This is a genomic window from Mesorhizobium sp. B2-6-4, from assembly GCF_006441495.1.
Taxonomy (GTDB): Bacteria; Pseudomonadota; Alphaproteobacteria; order Rhizobiales; family Rhizobiaceae; genus Mesorhizobium.
Window position 1 is genome coordinate 135,867 of sequence record NZ_VFUE01000010.1, and the last position, 17,232, is coordinate 153,098.

Consider the following 17,232-nt stretch of genomic DNA (forward strand, 5'->3'; position numbering starts at 1 on the left):
TTCGTGCACAAAGCGCCGTCGACTTCCGCCTCCGGTACTAGTCTGGACATAGCCAATGGCTCTGAGAAGCGCGATAGCGTCTTTGTAAGGGTATGGTCCATTGCAAGCTTTTAACTCTTGCTTGAGCTTGTCTATTCGGGCCACATCGGTCTCCGATCGCACTTAGACCGATTGCAGCGCCGCGTGCAACTAATTTTTAGTCGCACTAGGTACCTAGCGCGTAGGGACCTTTCGGACAAGTTAACTTTTTGCAATGCAGCATTGAAATTCATGAGTACGCTATGCCGTCAAAATGAGACCCCGAGGCCAGACAGGCAAGGCGGCGTGGTTGATGTTCCCGAATTCACCTTGGTCGCGGCTCCTTGAATGCTAGCTCGACGCAAGCGACGGCCAATCAGGAAGAAGAGTCGATTCTTAGATGCATATTCTATTCCTTGACCAAAGCAAGAGCAGCAAAGAAGTGATCGTCCATTAACGGCCCGGGCTCAACCGTTTTGCACTATCGAAATACTGTTACCGCTCCGAAAGTCGCCAGTTCTCTGACCAGTAGGCGGTGACGAGCGAAGCCAGCGCGCCGGGCGCCATACCGGTGACGCAAAGCTAGTCCTCAGGTGCCGGCTTGATCTTCCGCACGACGTATTCAAACAGAATGTCGGATATCCACATTGCCGAGACGCCGATCAGGAAGGCGGCGGCCAGTGTCGTCGTGTCGTTGGTGGGGCCAGGAATCGGCAGGCCCGTTGCCTGGAAGTAGGCGACAGCCGGCAGTGTGAGATACGCCGCCGCCAGTGCTCCGCAGATTGGCGAGGCGATCATTTCCCGCAGCTTGTATCGATGGCGGGACAACGCGCGCAGAATGCCCCCGGCGAGGCCTGCAACGACAACTGGCCCTTTGATGCCCAGGAGGTCGAAAAGATCATGCATCACGGCTTCCATCCGCAGAGTTTCTGGCCAGTACGATTGTGCGCGAGAATGCCCCTCACCTCAGCATCCGACAGGGCCGTAATGGCCGCCGCTGACAGCCGTATGGGGCTTTCGAGGGCGCAAAAGCTGCCTTTCGTGGAGGTGCAGCCGGCAAGCGCGATGAGGCCCGCAAGGATCAGGGCTTTGACCATGATTTGAGCTCCTCCCGCGCTTTGTCCGCTGGCAGTGCGCCAACGTCATTCTGCACCTGGTCTTTGATGTCTCGGGCACCAGCTTCAGCCACTACTTGCTTGTTGCGCTCACGCTTGGCGCCCCGCAGATTGCCCCAGCCGATGCCAAGGACGGTTGCCAGAGCGCCAAGGGCGGCAATGGCGATCGAGGTGTGGGTGAGCAGGAATCCCAGCAGCGCGGTCATTGCTGCACTTCCACATTAGCGTGGTCGGGCAGGATGTATCCGAAGGCCCAGACGTAGACCGGGAGCGCAGCAGCCCACAGGTCGACGTCGCCATACTGCGGGAAAAGGTTGGACACCACGACTCGGCTGACATTCCACGCAAGCGTGGCGACAACCGCCCCGGTCAGCTTGTTAGTGGGGTTGATGCTACCCTGTTTGATCGTCGCCATGTCAGTGAATCCCCAACCATGCGAGCAAGGCGCTTACGCCCATGATGATCAGGACGATGAAGCTGTTACGGTTGCTCTTTGCAGGCGCCGGTACGAGGACCGGCTCAGGTGCTGGTATAGGCGGCACAGGAGCGGCAGGAGCCGGTGTTGGCGGCTGTGGAGCCGGGACGGGTGCTGGCGGGGCTGATGCAGACTGCGCCGTCATCTTCAGAGCATTGGCGCGCACTGACGCCACGCGGCTTTGCCAGCCCTTGCCGAACGTGCCCCATGTTGGCAGGCGCTTCAGGAAGGCCATTCGGGCATCGCAGAGCGCATCGACCACGACGCCAGCCGGCTTAGACTCCACTGCCGCAATCGTGTCTGGGCCTATGCGCCCGTCCTGCGCAACACCGACAACGGCCTGGAGGTACTTCGCCGCCCTGCCCTGCCCGGAATTGACTGCGAAGTCGAACACAGCGTAATCGACACCATCGGGCAGCTCGGCGCCGGCAACGGCGTCCCAGTAGAAGCGGCGATAAACGGTCGCGATCTGGGCATCCGAGATATGGCGAAGGTCGTCCTTCGTCGCATTGGCTTGGACGTAGCGGCGGTAATTGGCGAGGGTGACGCCTTTCATAGTGGCGCCGCCCGGATCGGCCGGATTGTCCGACCAGCCGCCCTCGGATTTGAGGACAAGCGCAAGCGCCCGCGCAAAGTTGCGATCCATGGGTTTCCTTTCCGCCCTCGCGGGCAGGGTTTTTGAGCTTTGAGATGGGGGATCGACTTGCTTCAGCCGCGGTGCTTTGATGCCGGCGGGTTTAACGGGGAGAAAGCAATGAAATCTGAGGAAAATCGCGAGCTAACGGAGATTGCCTTCGTCTATCCCGGTGTGCTCCGGATCGCCTTGAGGATGCTGATGGCGACACAGGGGGTTGCCGCATTGGACAGCTTCGCCGTCCATGCCGAAGCCGCCGTCAAAGACCTTCGTGCCCAAGGCGATGACGACCCCTACTCGCTTGCAAGGAAGTCATTGGCCCGAGACATCGCGCTCGTGCGGGACGACCCAGCCCTGACCTAGCGCAGCCGCCATCTTTTTCGACGGGCACGTGTGCAGGAATAGGGCGATGGAAACTCATCTGGAAGTCTGGGTCGGGCGGCTCCTGAAACTGTGGCAGGAATGGGCGCCAGCCATGGGTATTGTCGTCGCAGTCTTGGTCTGTTTGGTCTGGACGGTTTACCTTCCGATTGTCGGGTTGCGGCATCTGCTAGGCTATTGAGCGCCGGACCAGCCCCTAGGCTAGAGCGTCAGTCCGGCTTTGGCGCCGAAGAAGGTTGTGCAGTCGCCCTTGTTCTGTGCGCTCATCGTGCGAAGGACGACGATGCCTCCATAGAAAATGACATTTTGAGAGTTCGGTGAAGTGCTAATAGTATTGAGCGCGATATGAGTATTGACGAATATCAGGCCCGGGGAAAACGGAGTGTCGTTGTTTGTCGTCGCGCCATCCGTAGTATCGACGCGAAACGCCATCTCGTCAGCGTCAGGCGTTGCCGAAGCTGGAGAAAAGAAAACGGCGTAGTGTGTATCGACGGCAATTGACGCGCTTTTCTCGAAGTTAAAGCCGCTGTTGTCGGTTGCGCTCACATTGTAGGTAGAGCCGGAGGAATAAATCAGGATTCCTTCTCCGGAGGTTCCAATTGTCATATGAACGACGAGCGCGGTGCTGGATGCGCTGGAAGCCACGCCCATGTAAAGATCATCCGTAGTATTATCGACGGACAAGATGTTGCCTGTCCGTAACAGATCAGAACCGCCCGTGAATTCGAGCCAATGCAGGATCCCATCTGTTTTATAGGTGGGCCTCGCTGTGTCTGTGGCTTGGAGAAGGTGGAGTTCATTCCCGCTCTTGTCGAGGATCGCCCCTACCGGATCGCCATTAGCAGTAACCGGCGTGTTCATGGCGCTGTCCTGAAACAGCGTGGACAGGTCCGACGGATCGTACCAGGCGCCGGTCTCGCCATTGGCGAAGAGCGTCGTCGGATCGAAAGCCGGCGGGGCGCCGCCGCTGGCTTTGAACTGGCGTGTGAGGCCCAAGCCAAGGCCAAGAGACATCGGGCTCATCCGTCGATCACAGCGACTTTTTCAGCCGTCATGGCTGCGCCGAAATCCCGCGTCTGACCGTCAAGGATGAGCCAGCCATCGCCGGCAGACGCGGTCGGATTTGCGCCGAACTTCACCCAGATTTTGCCACCTGAAGCGGTAATCGACCAAACCGGGAAGGTCTTATCGATCGGATCGGTAGGAGCAGCGGAAACGACGGTGGATTGCTGGGACGCGCCGCTCGACGCGAGCGCCTGGCTGCCCAGTGCTACAGATCCATAGATTGGAGCGCCGTTATAGGTTCGTTGTGCGACGCTGCCGAGCGTGATCGCCACGGTTGCCATGATAATAGCCTTTCGTTGGGGATTCTTAAGCTTCGAGTGTGGCGACACGGGCGCGCAGCGCCTTTACCTCAGCCAGGAGGATCGGGACGAATTTCGAATAATCGATGCCCCAAGGCATAAATTCTTCATCACCGGGCTCTCCGGTACCGACGGCCACGGCGTCAGGGAAAATCGCATATGTTTGCTGCGCCTTCACGCCATAGCCGGTGCCGCCGACCTTCCAGTCGAAGTGATAGGCATTGAGGGCGTCAATCAGCGTGCCGCTGTCGAACGATTGGAAATTCTCTTTCAGTCTTTCGTCCGAGGTGGTCGCATAGGTGGTCGCGCTGCCAGTAGTCGAAATGCTTCCGACCGTATTGTTGGGGTTGGTGAACGTTGCGCGCGTGACAGTGCCGACCGATGTCGCTGAAAAGTTGGCCTGGCCGGCGGCACTCACCCTGAATCCATCGGACGCGCCAGTAGACGAAAATGTGCCCATCTGGAAAAACGAGCCAGTATTGAGGAATTGCGCCAGCAAGGCGCCAAGGTGGTTGTAAATCCCAACCCCGGCCGCGTTCGAACCGATGTATCCCCGGACCACTCCGATATCGGACAGTCGAATTTTCGCCTCGGTGCCGTCGTTTGAATTGACTAGAACGGGCGTGCCGGCAGTGAAGAATGACTGCTGGCCAGACCATGTATTTGCGCCGGCCTTCAGAGCCGCGATTGCAGCATCGACTACCGCCTGATTGAGGAACATGGTCTCGAAGGCCGTTCCGTCGCAGGTAATCAGAACGCTTGCATTTTTGATCAGGGTCAACGTCGCTGCGCCGTCTATGGTTTCCGCGCCGTTTGGATCGATCGGGATGCTGGAAGGACTGTCATTTCGCAGCAGAATGGTCCAGCCCGCGCCCAGCGTAGCGGCGGCTGCGAGGGTAACGCTTGTCGTGGTTCCCGTAATTCTCCAGAAGGCACCGTTGTCGGCCTTAACCGCATTCACGGCCCCGACGACATTCTTAATAACTGGAACCGGCGTGATCCCGAGCGCCGTTTGCAGCGCAAAGCTGCTTGCCGTGTTCAGCAGGCCCCCCATGTAGGCGCTCATCGAGACATCGGCGTCAGGCATGGACAAGACTCGCGTCGTGCCGCCAGTGACGGCGCCGACATCGATGCGGAAAAGCTTCGTCACATCGGCGGGATCGGCAATTAGGAACGCGTTGTCCTTGAAGTATTCCGAGCCGCTGAAAAGGCTGTTTATCGCGCCTTGCTTGGTCGATGCGCCGGTGCCACCAGATGCGATGGTGCGGACCGAATTGAAAGCCGCGGCGAAGTCGTCGATCTGGGCGTTGTAGTCGGTTTCGTCGATCGGCTGATCAAAGACACCATAGACGCCAGGCAATAGCTGATAGAGACCGTTGACGAAGGGCATCGGCGTTTTCTCCGCTGAAGGTTTTTTGGCTGTGAATGGCCGGCTCTTACCGAGCGGCCGAAAATCAGTTAGAAGGGCGAATGTCGCGAACGACCGTCCTGCAAATCATTGCCGCCGTGATCACCGTCGCGGTGCTTGCGGTGTTGCATCGGGGACTGGACTGGTTTCTCAGCAGCTTGGAACCCAGGTTTATGATGGGCTTAGTCGCGGGCTTTTTGATTGGCACCTTTTCAGTGCTGCTGATCTGGTATTTTGAAGACCGCAAAGATAAGTCACTGGCGCCCGGCGGACGGACCCGAGAGCAGCAACGCGCGCGCAACACGATCGACCTGTGACTGTTGCAGCGGAGATCCCCGGCTGGCTTTCATGAGTGCTGCTAACACTGGGCTCTGTTGTCCGGCCGTCAGCGAGCGTGCCATATCCGATATCGCTTTCTCGTTTCCACCGCTGCGCAGCGCATTGATTATGTTCTCCGCCGCCTTGTAGCCTGACGCTCGCGCCACGCCACGAACGCCACCAGCCATGAAGGCTTCGGGCACGCCAAAGCTGTACCCCTCGTCGCCTGTAACGGCTCGCTGAGCAGCCAGTCGCGCGGCGCTCTCCGAATTCCGCGTCACGATGTTCGACGTATCGGCAAACAGCCGCTCCCGGTCGAGCAGATCGATGATCGCGCTCGCCTTGTCGGCGCCGAACAGGCTCGACAAGCGCGCCCGGTTCCAATCGCCTTCGCCCTTGATGATCTGCTGAAGCGCAACGCGGTCGTTCGCCCTGGTCCCGACAATGCGCTCAATCTCTGCGCGGGCACCTTCGCGCAGGCGTAGCGGAACGGCTGACGGCCCGATTTGCATACCCTGCGGCAAGGCGCCCTGCCTCACTTCCGCCGCGAGCTCATCAGGCCGGGGCGCTTCCCTGCCATCGGAAAGCACCGTCTGGCCGCGTTGAAGTGCCGTGCGCTGGCGGGCCAGCTCCGCATATTTTGCGTCGACTTCCTTGATGCCGGGCACGGATGCGCGAAGCTCATCGTCGACCGCCTGCCTGGCTGTGGTAAGCGCATTGACCGCATTCGATCCCTGCGTCGTCTCCAGCATATCGTCAATGGCGTGACGGGTGTTCAGCAGTTCTGCGGCGTCGCTCACCAGAGAAGTACCGGGAGGCGGCTCACCCAGAGCGCGCGCACGGGCGATATCTGCCGGCGTAGGCTGATGGTCGAGCATCGAGCGGACACGCTGGACGACGCGCTGCGGTTCGCCTCGCAAACTCTGGGCTTCCTGTTCGAGGTAGCGGGCGATCGGCAGCGTGTCGACCGGCGCAGCGTCCCGCAAGGCCTCCCGGTACTCAGGCTGCAAATGCTGCTGATTGCGATCGATCCGCTCAACGACGCGCGACGGCGTGGGAGCCGAGCCAAGGGTATCGTCAAGAGTTGACCGGATGCGCCAATTAGCTTCTGCATCACGCGATCCGATAGCGCCGCGAACGATCTGCTTTCCTTCGCTAGGCGTGGCGGCAATTGCGCCGGCCGTGTGCCGCATATTCGGCCCAAGATCCATCATCATGCCATTGGCACCGAGATCGGGCAGCGCGGCCGGGTCAATGGCGTCGTCCTTTGCAGCTTTTGCCAGAACGGAAACGGCGCGCTTGTCGAGCCCGAGCGCCCGAGCGATTGCGCTGATTTGCACATTGTCGGCGATGGCCTTCACGCCCCTGCCGACCAGCGGCGCGACGACGGGCGCGGCCATGCCAAGACCCGCCCCGAGCCCCGTACCAATTGCCGTCTGCATTGGATCGCCACCCGATCGAACAGCGACGTCAGAGCCATTGATGACTGCCCCGCTTCCCGTCGATGCCATTAGCCGTAGTGGCAGGGATTCCACTCCGATGCCAAACGCTGCCGGCGCCGCCACCATGGCCGGGACAGTGGCAGCAACGGCGCCGGTCACGCCGCCAGCCGTGGCCGTGTGCGGATTGTCTCGCCTCACGTCCTGGCTGTAGCGGTCTCCCTCATCGTAGAGCTCATTGAACGACCGTCCCGTGAAAGGCATAGCCATGGCCGCAGCGGCGGCGCTGGAGGCCTTGTCGAGATAAGGCCCGACAATCGGGACACCCTGAAGGCCGCCCGTTGAGAATGCGCCTGCCTTGTCCTCCAACGAAGTTTTCGGCTGGTAGGTCGGAACGCCGGGAGGTTCGCCGGTTTCAGGATCGATCTTGACCCGCGCGCGACGTTCCTCCGGTGACAACGATGCAATGGCCGTGGCCTGTTCGATGCCCGCCCTGGCGCTGGCGTCGGCCCGAGCGACATCCGCCGTGCCTCCCGGTCGGAATGCGCGCACGTCGTCGAGAGTGACGCCCTCGGACGCGATGTAGGCGTCGATGTCCGTTTCAGGTGCGTCCTGAGCGACCATCTTGCCGATGTTGTTCTTGATGCGCGCGAGATCAGCCATCAGTCGAGCCCATACTTCTGCTTAAGTGCCGCCTTTGGATCGGCAGCAGGATCGCCCGCCTGTCCCCCGCCACCTCCAGCGGTCTTGATCGAGTCGACCATGACGCGGACCCGCGCAAGTTTATCCGCGACAGAGGTAGGATCTTCGCCCGGTTTCGGCATGAGAATGGAGGCTTGATTTTCAACTTCGCCGGGATTCGCGGTGGCGCCTGACGTGCTGTAGAGATACGTCGCGATGATCGTTTTCAGCGAATTGTTGGCGCGCTGATATTGCGGCGTCTGCAAGTAGTTTGCACCGTAGTTTCCGGCGCCAGGGATCGCCGACCAAGCCTGATCGCTCAGGTTGGAGAGCGCGCCGAAATTGTCTTCAACGATTTTCAGTTCGGGTGCGGCCACCTGATAGAGCTGCTGATTGCGCACCTGCTGTTCGGTCGGAGGCTTGACCGGTTTCGGCCCGGTCAACGGGATCATTCCCTGCTGTTGCGGGTTGGCAGGATCGGCAGCGGGAGGGGCCACAGCAGGCGCTTGCTGCTGGCCGGCATTCGGGGCCGGCGGTGCGATCGGCGCGCTCTGGGGCTGCCCCTGGGGCTGGGGCATCGCCTGCGGCGACGGCATCACCGGTTGAGGCTGGCCGCCCTGTGGCGATTGACCGAAAACACCCTGCGGCGTCATGAAGATGATGGCGCCGGTTGTCGGATCGGTGATGGTCTTGCCGGCCGCAAGCTGCTGGGCCTGGTCTTCGGTGATCTGGCCAGCATCCATCAAACCATTGAGACCCTGAGCCTCGACCGAACTGCCCTTGAAGCGGAACTTGCCATCGCTCGCGCCGCCGTCGGCCGCTTTGATCTCGCCGCTTTCCGGGTCGAACAAATGCGTATCGTCCAGCCGCTGCCAGTTCTTTTGCGGGTTGGTCAGGTCGCGGCGTGCCTTCTGCAACTGCAGCTGGCGCAGCGGGTCGGCCGCCTGTTGCTGGCGCTGAATTTCGCTCTCGATGATGCCTTTCTGAGCATCGCTCAGGAACGGCTGCTGGAGCGCGTTGTAAAGCTGCTGCATGTTTGGGCCTTGGGCAGCGTTAAACGTGTCCGCAGCGCCACCAGCGGCGGCAGGAACCATCGACGGATCGGTTTGCGCGGTCATCTGTGGCTGCGGTGCCGCTGGCTTGCCGAACAACGCCTGAGCGATCGGGCTCGCCGATGCTGGCGCTGCCTGACCCTGCGGCCCCTGCATGGGAATGGGAGCCGGTGCACCGTTGGCAACTGGCGTCAGATCCTCGCCGGGCCGGTTCATCGCAGCCCATTGCGCCTGGGTCGTGCCATTGCTGGCATATTCGGCAGGCAGCGGGCGCGCACCGCCACCGATACCGACGCTTGGATCGAGGCTTGCGACTTCTACCGGCTGGCCGGCCGCTTCGGCATTGACAGCCGCAAGAGCTCCGCCACTGGACGGGATTTCCCGACCGGGCCGGAACCCTTCGATATGCTCCATGGCCACAAGCGCGCGCGAACGCTGCTCCGGCGAGAAAGCCGAGAGCGGCGTATCAGGCGAAACACCTGCCGCCGAAGCCATTGCGCCTATATAGGCGGGCGTATCGTTTTCGCTCGGGGGAGCCCAGCGCGAGATAGCACCCGCCAATGTCTTGCCACGATAGCCAGGACCATCGAACAACAGCTTTTCCTTGGCTGCGCGTCCGGCCTCCAAGGTGGGGAATACCGCGAACCGGCCGTCCGTGCCAACCGCGCCCATGCTTCGCGCAAGCGGCCCGTATTCGATATTGCCGGGATTGTTGTTTCGCCAGTTGCGAGCACCTTCGCGCCGGATTGTCTGACCGTCTGCGGTTTGGACTTCAGTCCAGCCCTTCCCTGCCTGGGTCACGCCAGCGAAGGCGGTCGGCGGCAAACCGGCTGCATCGGCCGTTTGGGGGGCGTCCGCTTGGGCATTCGCGAAATCCATGCTCGACGGCAGGTTCGGGTTGTCGGCTTTGGGCTGTCCGGCCATTGCGTCGGCAACCTTGCTCGACGCGCCGGGAGCGGCCGGGAAAGCGGTCGAGCCGCCAAGCGCGGCCAGCACGGGATTGAACGCGGCATCGGCGGCAGTCTTGCCGGCGGCTTCCGAGGCGTCCGCCTTGCCCATCATCGAGCGGAACAGCAGCGCCTGCCCTATTGCCGACAAGCCTTCGCCGACGTTCTTCGGTGCGCCCTGGTTCATCAAGATTGCATTCGCGACCGCGCGCGCCTTCGCCAGTTCGCCGGGCGTCTTGTATTGCTGATCCGGGCCGAAGATGTAGGAGACCATCAGGAAAGACCTCCGCTGCCTGCGCCAAGGCCGAACAAGCCCAAAAGTGGGTTGCCGCCGCCCGGCGCCTTTGGAAAGCTGCCGTTCTTGTTCATTCGGTACATGAGCGCCTGACCGACTGTCGAAATGCCCGATCCGATTTCGGTCGGCATCTGTCCGGCTATCGCCATTTGAGCGCGCATCTGCTCATCACGCGTCATCGGTGCGCGCGGCTTGTTGCCGTCGAAAATGTAGGAGCTCATGCCGCTGCACCCATGGCAAAGAGGCCGGTAAGCGCCTTGGGATAGTCGACCTGACGATAACCGTCAGGATGCAACGAAACGGCATCCGGTACTTTTCGCTCGATCTCGTCGGCCATAAGTCCGAGACGCTTCGGTGCGCCCTTCGGATCGTCCTTGTAGTTGTAGGTCCACAAGCCCGTTCCGTCGTCGTCGAGGTCGATCACCTTGCGCTTGTTTTTCTTCAGGTCGGGGTCGGATGCCATGATGCCGGCAGAGCCGAGCCCGAACAGCCCGCCGAGGATGCCTTGTGATGCCTGGGCCTGCTGTTGGGCGATAGCCAGCCGCTGGTTGTAGTTGTCATTGACGAGCCCGGCATAGTCGACAGTCGGAATGTTGGGCATATTGGCGTTGACGAAAGTAGGCTGCTGGATCTGGGCGCCTGAAAGCAGGGAACCGATTTCGTTGATAGGCTGCGAGCGCTGCGCGTAGGCTTCGCTCAGCGCTTGGCTACGCTGCTGGTTCTGAGCGTTGAACTGCGCAAGCTGCGCATTCAGGCGCTGATCCTGAAGCTGATTGTTCTGCCCGGTGACCTGGTTCGAATTGCCAAACATCTGCTGAAGCGCGGAGTTGCTGAAGCCGGCCAAAGCCTGGTTTTGATTGAAGCCCTGCTGCTGCGCCGCATTGCCGAACTGCGCATTGTTGGCGTTTTGGCTGTACTGCTGGGCCTGCGCAGCGTTGGCGAACTGACCATTGCCGAGCTGCTGGTTATAGGCCTGCTGCTGGGCCGAGTTCTGAAACCCGGCGCGCTGGGCATCCAGGTTGGCAAGACGCGACTGTTCCTGACCAGACTGCAACAGCACCGACGTCCGCTGATCGTTCAAGCCCTGATTGAACTGGTTCATCGCCTGTTCGTAAGCGGACGAGCCAAGGCGGATGCCCTGGTTGGCAAGGCGCGTTTCGAGGGCTGCGCGCTGCTGGTCCATCTGCGGGTTGAGGCGGGACATAAGAGCGTCCTGCACCTGCTGAACATTGCCGGCGTAGCCATCAGCGGGGCCGTAATCCCTGGTGATCTGCCCTGCGTCGCCGATCTGGTTCTGGATATCGCCGGCGCCCGCGATCTGGTTCTGAATCTTGCCGCCATTGTTGAAGCTGGTCGCGAGCTGCGGCCCATTGGCGAACTGCTGATAATTTGGCGTCTGAAGGTTGGCAGCATTACCTGCGGCCGGGATCTTCGACAAATCCAGCGGCTTGCCGAGATAGTCGTTCAAAAACGAAGACTGGCTGTTTGCCAGCTTGGCGAGATTGCCCTGGGCCGCCTGCGATTGGTCAAAAATCGCCTGCTGCGACGGTGAGAGCGTCTGTGTCGCGGTATATTGCGGGACATAGTAGCCCTGCACCTGAGACCAACCAGCAGGCATGGAGGATGCGCCGGGCGTCGTGACATCCTTCGTGCCGACCTGAATTTGGCGGTCGCCATTCCGGCCGTTCACGGTCTGGTAGATTGGCTGCTTGGTCGTTGTGGAAGCACCCTGTATCGATTGGGGCGCCGCCGACTGGATTTGGCCGTTTGGGCCTTGCCAATAGGTCTGGCCGCCGGTTGCATCGCTGATGAATTTCTGGCCTGACTGGGTGTACGTCAGGTTCCCATAGGGCGTGACCTGATTGACGTTGCCGAGCGCAGCATTGGCCTGGGCCGTCGAGATGTTCGTCCCGGTCTGGGCCGCTGCTGTTTCCTTCGGATCGGGCGGCTCCGGCATGTCCGGCGCACAACGCAGCACTCGATCATAGAGACCGAATTTAAGATGCATGTTCATCGGAGCGCTCCTCGAAAGTAATCATCATGACTTCGGCAACCGGCTTGAAACCAAGGCGGCGCCAAAGCGCGACGGCGCGGGGATCTGTGCGGGCATCAATGGTGGCGCGAACAACGCCTTGCGATTTCAGGAATTGGAGAATGTGTTTGGTCAGGCGCCTGCCAACACCGTTTCGGTGATCGGGGTGAATGTAGATCGTGTCTTCTTTCCCGATCAGCTCGCGATTGTGCATATCGGTCTGGATATAGACCGTCGAATGTCCGACGGCCTGGCCCGTTTCAGTGCGGACAACGAACGTGTGCAGGTACTCGCCTTCGTCGGCTTTCTTGTAGACATCGAGCCGGGGATTGAACGCCCCCATCGGCATGCCTTCGGTGGCGAAGCGTGCTCGCGTTTCCTCGAAATGCATCCGCGCTAAAGGTTCAATCTCCGGCCACGCGGCCACGAAGCTTTCCTTGCTGATCGTATAATCCGTCATCAGATCACCGGTTTGCCAGTTTCATACGCTACGTCGATGCTGATCATTTCCAGATTGGGCGTGATCGACTGCGCACCCGTGATCTGCAGTTGCCATTGCATCGTGTAGCCAGTTCGCCCGAGCGACTTGATCTGCGAACCGATCATTGGCGAAGCCACGGTTGCGCCCCATCGCGCGATGCCCCAACGACCGATGCCCCAAAGGCTCCCCCCGCCCGTGTCCGGTGCAGCATCGGGCGGTGCCGGCAAGTCGACAGCATAGTCCATCGAGACCGAGAGCCTGACGTTATAGGGTGTCGTGCCCTTGAAGATGACGCGCGCCTGAAGGACCGTTTTCAGAACGCTTGGCAAGCCAACTGCGTCGGGATTGGCGATGCAGGTGTAATAGATCGGAGCGCCGTCGTCGGAGCCGGTCACTTCCGCCCGCTTCACACGGCCATCATTGGTTCCGAAATAGAGCTCGTTGTTGTGGAGCACCATACAGCGGGTGTCCCAACCCGTGTAGGAACACCATGCCCCGGTATCGGTGTTCACCACATAGCAGAGCGCTTGTTCGTCGCCCGCGGCAGGCAAGGAAACAATCGCGTAGGACTTCCGCGGCCACTTGACGATTTCCCAGGGCAAGCTGTCGCGAGCCGCTGCCTCGCGCCGCCAGTCCGGGGAAATCGCCGCCGTAACCAGCGCCGATTCCAGCGACGCAATATCCTTTGTAACGACCGCCGACAGGGGAACGATGCCGTTTTCGACGCCAATCAGCAGGTCGCCGCCAGATCGCATGGTGCAGCGCGGCCCCATGGTCTTTGCCAGGTCATAGCGACCGACAAGGTTCCAGTCTGTTGCTGTTGACGGGTCTGCCCCTTCAAATACTGCGACTTCGCCCTGGTTGGTCACGAACACGCATTTGTCGTCGAGCCCGTCTCCAGTATCGGTCGACCAGGTGGCGCCGAAGACCAGCGCACCGCCGTTCATGAACACGCCGTTCAGATCGATCGTGGTCAGCGGACCGGCAATAGAGGAAACCGGCAGGCAGTATGCGATCAGGCCTGGACCGATAAAGAACTCACGATTGCGATAGGCCCACACGAAGGAGAGCGTTGATGTGTCAGCGCCGGTAATGGCGGGGCTCGAAATGCCGGTGATCGGGATCCAGCCGTCGATGGCATTGTATAGCAACAGCGGGTCGGAGCCGTTGACGACGGTGAGGTATTCGTCCCCGCCTGTCGTGAAATTCAGGAAGGAATAATACCCGTTGGTCTGACCAGTAACGTCCGGCGTCGGCGGAACCAGCGGGTCGACCACTGTTGTGACGTCGAAGATTTTAGTCTCGCTCGCGGCGAACAGGCGCTTGTTGCTCGCGGCATTGTAGGTGATCAGCGAAATGGTGGCCTCGCTGCCATCCGTGATGCTGGCGTGGGTGAGCGAACCGCCGCGCTGCTGGATGCCTGTCGTGGTTGGCCGCCAGTTCTCAAGCCTCTGCGCCGTTGCAGGCGGCATTTGGGCGAGATTGCCTGACGTATACCAGCCGCCGCGCGGCACCGGCAAAGGCTGCATCTGCGCATTGCGCGCCCGGCCGGGCTGCGCAAATTTGGCGAGATATGCGCTTTTCACCGATCAGCCCGTTACAGTTCCGGGCCAGACGTTCGTGCGGCGGAACGAGCGACCGCAGCGATTGCCGGAAACGACCGGCTTGGAGCCGCCGTCCTTGTCCATCTCCTGGGCAAGCGCGATTTCATAGTCGGAAAGTTCCGCGGCGAAGTCCTGCCCTTTGGACTGCTTCCACAAATAGATGATTGCCAGCTTCAACAGCCGCTCGCTCAACACGAACGTGTCGGTGTCGGTCAGGAATTCAGTCTGACCGCCGGAAACAATCTGATTTTGGATGTAGAAGAATTTCGCGGTTTCGCTCACCGCCATCACAGGCAGGATATGTATCTGGTTGCTGAAGATGGTCCAGCGGCCATAAATCGGCGTTGCGGGCCAGACTTCCATGCCCAGCCAGTCGTCACTCCTGACGACATGCTGCATGTCCCAAGTGAAGCGGCTTGACCAGAGAGACGACGTGGCCAGCATGCGACCATAGTCAGTCGGGAGGTCGAAGCCCTCCGCCACAGCGTCACCTGTGACGGTCGCAATCTTGCGGAGCTTTTGCCAGTCGAAAGCCTCCGCAATGACGGTCGCCGCCTCGTTGGCGACGACCTGCATTTCCTGCCACTCGCGATCTGTGTTCGTAAACACGGCAAGCGGCTTGTCGAGCCCGACCGGCATTGCCGCCTGCTGGATGACGGTCAGGATAGTCATGGTCAGGCGGCTTCCGCCTGAAGTGCTGCCCGGAGCTTCGGAGCAGCCCAGCGCTTGTCATAGGGCGTGCCCCTGGCGTCGAGTTGGGCGCGAAGTTCCGTCACCTCGCCGTCGGCCGGCTGATCGGTCGGCGCCGTGCGCTGATCAAGCAGCTTTTCCATTTCAGCCAGCCGCTCGCGCAGTGCCGTAAGCTGGTTGTCCTTTTCGGTTTCTCGCTGCGTTGCGTTGGCCGCGCCCAGGTTGTCGAGGAACAGGCCAGCTTGCTTCTTCAGAGCGCGAACGTTCGGCATCTGAAGTTTTTCAATGTAGGCTTCCGGCAGATCGCGAACACCTTCGACTGAGTTGATGCCGAAGCGGCGGAAAACATCCACCTGGCCCTGTTCGACGCCGGGCCAGACGCCAAGCGGCGTACCATTGGTCGGGACTTCCCTGCCCTCTTTCCATGCCGCGTATGCCGGCTCGATCACAGACCAGCGTTCGGTCATGAAGCGGAGTTTCGGCGAGGTCGGGTTCTTCCCCAGCTTCTCGAGGTCCGGGATCATGTGGCGAACACGTTCCGTCTGCTTCGTGTTCTGCGGCGCCAGCGAGGTGGTGTAGATCACCCAATCCTCCGGCACGCGTTCCATGACGCGGAAGCCGCCCGCATTGAGCAGGAAGCCCTGTGCGTCGGTCTTTTCGGACATTGGATCAGCCGCGCGTTTCGGCAGCAATTCGAATGTCTGCTTGAAGCCGTGAATGATGAAAGTTGGAGTGCCTTCGGTGGTCATGGTTCCGTCCTTTGGAAGGTGAGCGAAAGGGACGCGGCGACCCCATCAAGGACCGCCGCGCTTCGTTCGTCAGATTGTCGCGTGGTTAGTGCGGGAAGGCGCACATGACGATTTTCGCCGAAGCGTCGATCGCATAGGCGCAAACCGCGTCGGTCGCGGCGGCAACGGTGTCGAGCGTGCCGTCCGTCGAGCCCGAAGGCGTCAGCGGATCTCCGTCGGCGCCAGCGGTCAGTGCGGTGTTGAGCGTGGCAACGCCCTTGACCTGGATCCAGCAGTAATCACCGCTGGCCGGGGCCGCCTGAAGCACGCCCGCGCCGAGTTCCGCCGAATCCGACAGATCGGACGTGACGACAGTCGACACGCCGGTCGAGACACCGGCCGGCGCGTAGAGATAAGTGACGTTGCCAGCCACGGCAGCAATCGCACCCGCTCCGCCGTTGTACTGGACGAAACGATAGGCCTTGTTGTCGTGGCTCACATAGATATCGCCGATGCCGGGCACGGCATACGCTTCCGAGCCCTTCAACTGCGCAGCGGTGTAGGTCGCGCCAAGCTTGGCGCCAACAAAAGCAGTCATGGTCTGATCTCCTTATGCCGCGTCCAGCAGGACACCCTGCCGCGAACGGTTCGAGCAGGCGAAATTGCCCATCCAGAGCAGCGGGATAACAACCGCGTCCTGGTTGACCGGCTTCTTTTCGTCATCCATCGACCACTGCGCGTCCTTGTGCTGGAACAGGTACAGATAGTCGGTGTTGAGGAAGTAGCCCTTCTCGGCCGTCGTCGTGAAATTGGCGTTCTCGTCGAACACCACGTCGGCGGTCTTGTACTTGTAGGACTTGAAGCCGGTCTCGGCGAGGTCGGCATCCATGTAGCGTTGGAACTGCTGCTGCGATGCCTCGTACACCGAGAACAGATCGTGGCTGAAGACGATCAGGTCGGTGTGGTCGGCGCCGTTGGTCGTGTCCATCCAGAGCAGGTTCATTTCGCCAAGGATGGTGTCCTTGGTGTAGGCGTTGGTCCCGGTCATCTCGCGGAACTTGTTCTGCCAGAACGTCCACTGAGACGAATCCAGCCCTGCGACCGTACCCTGGCCGTTGGTCTGGATCAGGTGGGCAAATCCGCCGACCTGATTTGCCAGCGAACCGTCGGAAAACATGTCGACGGAAAAGTTGTTCGTGGCCGTGCGAAGAGCGTTGCCCTTCTTGGTCTTCACCAAGGGGACCATCTTCTCCTTGCTGGAGTTCTGGCGCAGTTCCTTGCCGGACGAGACGATATGCAGGGCGATCTGCGCCCAGTCGTACTTCGCCGAGGTCAGGATATCCGACGCGTTGGTGTTCAGCGTGTCGAAACCGCTGTAGCGCTGGTAGGTCTCGTTTTCGGCATACTCCAGAGGGATCTGGATTTCATAGCCGCCAGAAAGGATCTTGCCCTTCTGCTTCATGCGCTTCAGCACAGGAGTGTGCTTGCTCACGTTGTCGGCGACTTCGGTCGCGACGTTACGCATGGTCGAAGAGACCATCTGCGTAAAGATAGTCGATGGCGTTGCCAT

20 protein-coding genes are annotated in these 17,232 nt (G+C 60.6%); 2 read left to right on the forward strand and 18 right to left on the reverse strand.

The window, feature by feature from the left end:
- Positions 1-600 precede the first annotated feature (600 nt).
- From FJ426_RS15745 to FJ426_RS15765, 5 genes are read right to left on the reverse strand one after another with little or no spacing between them, the layout of a single operon-like run.
- On the reverse strand, positions 601-924 hold the full coding sequence (locus FJ426_RS15745) for a hypothetical protein (RefSeq protein WP_140825303.1): 324 nt from the start codon (positions 922-924) through the stop codon (positions 601-603).
- Complete coding sequence (locus FJ426_RS15750) at positions 924-1,115, reverse strand: hypothetical protein (protein ID WP_140825269.1); 192 nt, start codon at positions 1,113-1,115, stop codon at positions 924-926. The genes FJ426_RS15745 and FJ426_RS15750 overlap by 1 nt, the downstream gene beginning before the upstream one ends.
- Positions 1,100-1,339 (reverse strand): ABC transporter permease, encoded by a 240-nt coding sequence (locus tag FJ426_RS15755; RefSeq protein WP_140825270.1) that lies wholly within the window; start codon positions 1,337-1,339, stop codon positions 1,100-1,102. The genes FJ426_RS15750 and FJ426_RS15755 overlap by 16 nt, the downstream gene beginning before the upstream one ends.
- On the reverse strand, positions 1,336-1,548 hold the full coding sequence (locus tag FJ426_RS15760) for a hypothetical protein (protein ID WP_140825271.1): 213 nt from the start codon (positions 1,546-1,548) through the stop codon (positions 1,336-1,338). The genes FJ426_RS15755 and FJ426_RS15760 overlap by 4 nt, the downstream gene beginning before the upstream one ends.
- A gap of 1 nt (position 1,549) precedes the next feature.
- Entirely contained in the window at positions 1,550-2,254 is a 705-nt protein-coding gene (locus tag FJ426_RS15765; protein ID WP_140825272.1) for a glycosyl hydrolase 108 family protein, read from the reverse strand.
- Positions 2,255-2,362: 108 nt separating this feature from the next.
- Between FJ426_RS15765 and FJ426_RS15770 the strand changes: the two genes are divergently transcribed.
- Positions 2,363-2,605: a hypothetical protein gene (locus FJ426_RS15770; protein ID WP_140825273.1), complete on the forward strand. Its 243-nt coding sequence runs from the start codon at positions 2,363-2,365 to the stop codon at positions 2,603-2,605.
- 219 nt (positions 2,606-2,824) lie between these two features.
- Here the strand turns inward: FJ426_RS15770 and FJ426_RS15775 are convergent, their stop codons facing one another.
- The 3 genes from FJ426_RS15775 to FJ426_RS15785 are packed head-to-tail and all read right to left on the reverse strand — an operon-like array spanning position 2,825 to position 5,377.
- On the reverse strand, positions 2,825-3,637 hold the full coding sequence (locus tag FJ426_RS15775; protein WP_140825274.1) for a hypothetical protein: 813 nt from the start codon (positions 3,635-3,637) through the stop codon (positions 2,825-2,827).
- Between the two features lie 5 nt (positions 3,638-3,642).
- Positions 3,643-3,969: a hypothetical protein gene (locus FJ426_RS15780; RefSeq protein ID WP_140825275.1), complete on the reverse strand. Its 327-nt coding sequence runs from the start codon at positions 3,967-3,969 to the stop codon at positions 3,643-3,645.
- Positions 3,970-3,994: 25 nt separating this feature from the next.
- Positions 3,995-5,377, reverse strand: coding sequence for a tail fiber domain-containing protein (locus tag FJ426_RS15785; RefSeq protein ID WP_140825276.1), 1,383 nt, complete (start codon positions 5,375-5,377; stop codon positions 3,995-3,997).
- An 80-nt stretch (positions 5,378-5,457) separates the two neighbouring features.
- On the opposite strand from FJ426_RS15785, the gene FJ426_RS15790 reads away from it, so the two are divergent.
- Positions 5,458-5,712, forward strand: coding sequence for a hypothetical protein (locus FJ426_RS15790; RefSeq protein ID WP_140825277.1), 255 nt, complete (start codon positions 5,458-5,460; stop codon positions 5,710-5,712).
- On the opposite strand, the gene FJ426_RS15795 is transcribed toward FJ426_RS15790, so the two are convergent.
- The 10 genes from FJ426_RS15795 to FJ426_RS15840 form a co-directional block, all read right to left on the reverse strand.
- Positions 5,650-7,815 (reverse strand): hypothetical protein, encoded by a 2,166-nt coding sequence (locus tag FJ426_RS15795; RefSeq protein ID WP_181176942.1) that lies wholly within the window; start codon positions 7,813-7,815, stop codon positions 5,650-5,652. The two genes, FJ426_RS15790 and FJ426_RS15795, sit on opposite strands and share 63 nt — an antisense overlap.
- Positions 7,815-10,106: a hypothetical protein gene (locus tag FJ426_RS15800; RefSeq protein WP_140825278.1), complete on the reverse strand. Its 2,292-nt coding sequence runs from the start codon at positions 10,104-10,106 to the stop codon at positions 7,815-7,817. Before FJ426_RS15800 ends, FJ426_RS15795 begins: the two co-directional genes overlap by 1 nt.
- Positions 10,106-10,348, reverse strand: a complete 243-nt coding sequence (locus tag FJ426_RS15805; RefSeq protein ID WP_140825279.1) for a hypothetical protein — start codon at positions 10,346-10,348, stop codon at positions 10,106-10,108. Before FJ426_RS15805 ends, FJ426_RS15800 begins: the two co-directional genes overlap by 1 nt.
- Positions 10,345-12,141: a tail fiber domain-containing protein gene (locus FJ426_RS31355; protein WP_181176943.1), complete on the reverse strand. Its 1,797-nt coding sequence runs from the start codon at positions 12,139-12,141 to the stop codon at positions 10,345-10,347. Before FJ426_RS31355 ends, FJ426_RS15805 begins: the two co-directional genes overlap by 4 nt.
- Complete coding sequence (locus FJ426_RS15815; protein WP_140764269.1) at positions 12,125-12,619, reverse strand: GNAT family N-acetyltransferase; 495 nt, start codon at positions 12,617-12,619, stop codon at positions 12,125-12,127. Before FJ426_RS15815 ends, FJ426_RS31355 begins: the two co-directional genes overlap by 17 nt.
- Entirely contained in the window at positions 12,619-14,226 is a 1,608-nt protein-coding gene (locus FJ426_RS15820; RefSeq protein WP_140825280.1) for a hypothetical protein, read from the reverse strand. Before FJ426_RS15820 ends, FJ426_RS15815 begins: the two co-directional genes overlap by 1 nt.
- A gap of 3 nt (positions 14,227-14,229) precedes the next feature.
- Positions 14,230-14,883 carry a hypothetical protein gene (locus tag FJ426_RS15825; protein WP_181176944.1) on the reverse strand — a complete coding sequence of 218 codons (654 nt, stop codon included), beginning with the start codon at positions 14,881-14,883 and terminating at the stop codon, positions 14,230-14,232.
- A gap of 35 nt (positions 14,884-14,918) precedes the next feature.
- Positions 14,919-15,683 carry a hypothetical protein gene (locus FJ426_RS15830; RefSeq protein WP_140825282.1) on the reverse strand — a complete coding sequence of 255 codons (765 nt, stop codon included), beginning with the start codon at positions 15,681-15,683 and terminating at the stop codon, positions 14,919-14,921.
- Between the two features lie 85 nt (positions 15,684-15,768).
- Complete coding sequence (locus FJ426_RS15835; RefSeq protein ID WP_140825283.1) at positions 15,769-16,260, reverse strand: hypothetical protein; 492 nt, start codon at positions 16,258-16,260, stop codon at positions 15,769-15,771.
- 12 nt (positions 16,261-16,272) lie between these two features.
- Positions 16,273-17,232 carry a phage major capsid protein gene (locus tag FJ426_RS15840; protein WP_140764254.1) on the reverse strand — a complete coding sequence of 320 codons (960 nt, stop codon included), beginning with the start codon at positions 17,230-17,232 and terminating at the stop codon, positions 16,273-16,275.

Coding starts and splice junctions, on each gene's coding strand:
- FJ426_RS15745 (WP_140825303.1), bottom strand. CDS start 924: ATGCATGATCTTTTCGACCTCCTGGGCATCAAAGGGCCAGTTGTCGTT.
- FJ426_RS15750 (WP_140825269.1), bottom strand. CDS start 1,115: ATGGTCAAAGCCCTGATCCTTGCGGGCCTCATCGCGCTTGCCGGCTGC.
- FJ426_RS15755 (WP_140825270.1), bottom strand. CDS start 1,339: ATGACCGCGCTGCTGGGATTCCTGCTCACCCACACCTCGATCGCCATT.
- FJ426_RS15760 (WP_140825271.1), bottom strand. CDS start 1,548: ATGGCGACGATCAAACAGGGTAGCATCAACCCCACTAACAAGCTGACC.
- FJ426_RS15765 (WP_140825272.1), bottom strand. CDS start 2,254: ATGGATCGCAACTTTGCGCGGGCGCTTGCGCTTGTCCTCAAATCCGAG.
- FJ426_RS15770 (WP_140825273.1), top strand. CDS start 2,363: ATGAAATCTGAGGAAAATCGCGAGCTAACGGAGATTGCCTTCGTCTAT.
- FJ426_RS15775 (WP_140825274.1), bottom strand. CDS start 3,637: ATGTCTCTTGGCCTTGGCTTGGGCCTCACACGCCAGTTCAAAGCCAGC.
- FJ426_RS15780 (WP_140825275.1), bottom strand. CDS start 3,969: ATGGCAACCGTGGCGATCACGCTCGGCAGCGTCGCACAACGAACCTAT.
- FJ426_RS15785 (WP_140825276.1), bottom strand. CDS start 5,377: ATGCCCTTCGTCAACGGTCTCTATCAGCTATTGCCTGGCGTCTATGGT.
- FJ426_RS15790 (WP_140825277.1), top strand. CDS start 5,458: ATGTCGCGAACGACCGTCCTGCAAATCATTGCCGCCGTGATCACCGTC.
- FJ426_RS15795 (WP_181176942.1), bottom strand. CDS start 7,815: ATGGCTGATCTCGCGCGCATCAAGAACAACATCGGCAAGATGGTCGCT.
- FJ426_RS15800 (WP_140825278.1), bottom strand. CDS start 10,106: ATGGTCTCCTACATCTTCGGCCCGGATCAGCAATACAAGACGCCCGGC.
- FJ426_RS15805 (WP_140825279.1), bottom strand. CDS start 10,348: ATGAGCTCCTACATTTTCGACGGCAACAAGCCGCGCGCACCGATGACG.
- FJ426_RS31355 (WP_181176943.1), bottom strand. CDS start 12,141: ATGAACATGCATCTTAAATTCGGTCTCTATGATCGAGTGCTGCGTTGT.
- FJ426_RS15815 (WP_140764269.1), bottom strand. CDS start 12,619: ATGACGGATTATACGATCAGCAAGGAAAGCTTCGTGGCCGCGTGGCCG.
- FJ426_RS15825 (WP_181176944.1), bottom strand. CDS start 14,883: ATGCCGGTCGGGCTCGACAAGCCGCTTGCCGTGTTTACGAACACAGAT.
- FJ426_RS15830 (WP_140825282.1), bottom strand. CDS start 15,683: ATGACCACCGAAGGCACTCCAACTTTCATCATTCACGGCTTCAAGCAG.
- FJ426_RS15835 (WP_140825283.1), bottom strand. CDS start 16,260: ATGACTGCTTTTGTTGGCGCCAAGCTTGGCGCGACCTACACCGCTGCG.
- FJ426_RS15840 (WP_140764254.1), bottom strand. CDS start 17,232: ATGGCAACGCCATCGACTATCTTTACGCAGATGGTCTCTTCGACCATG.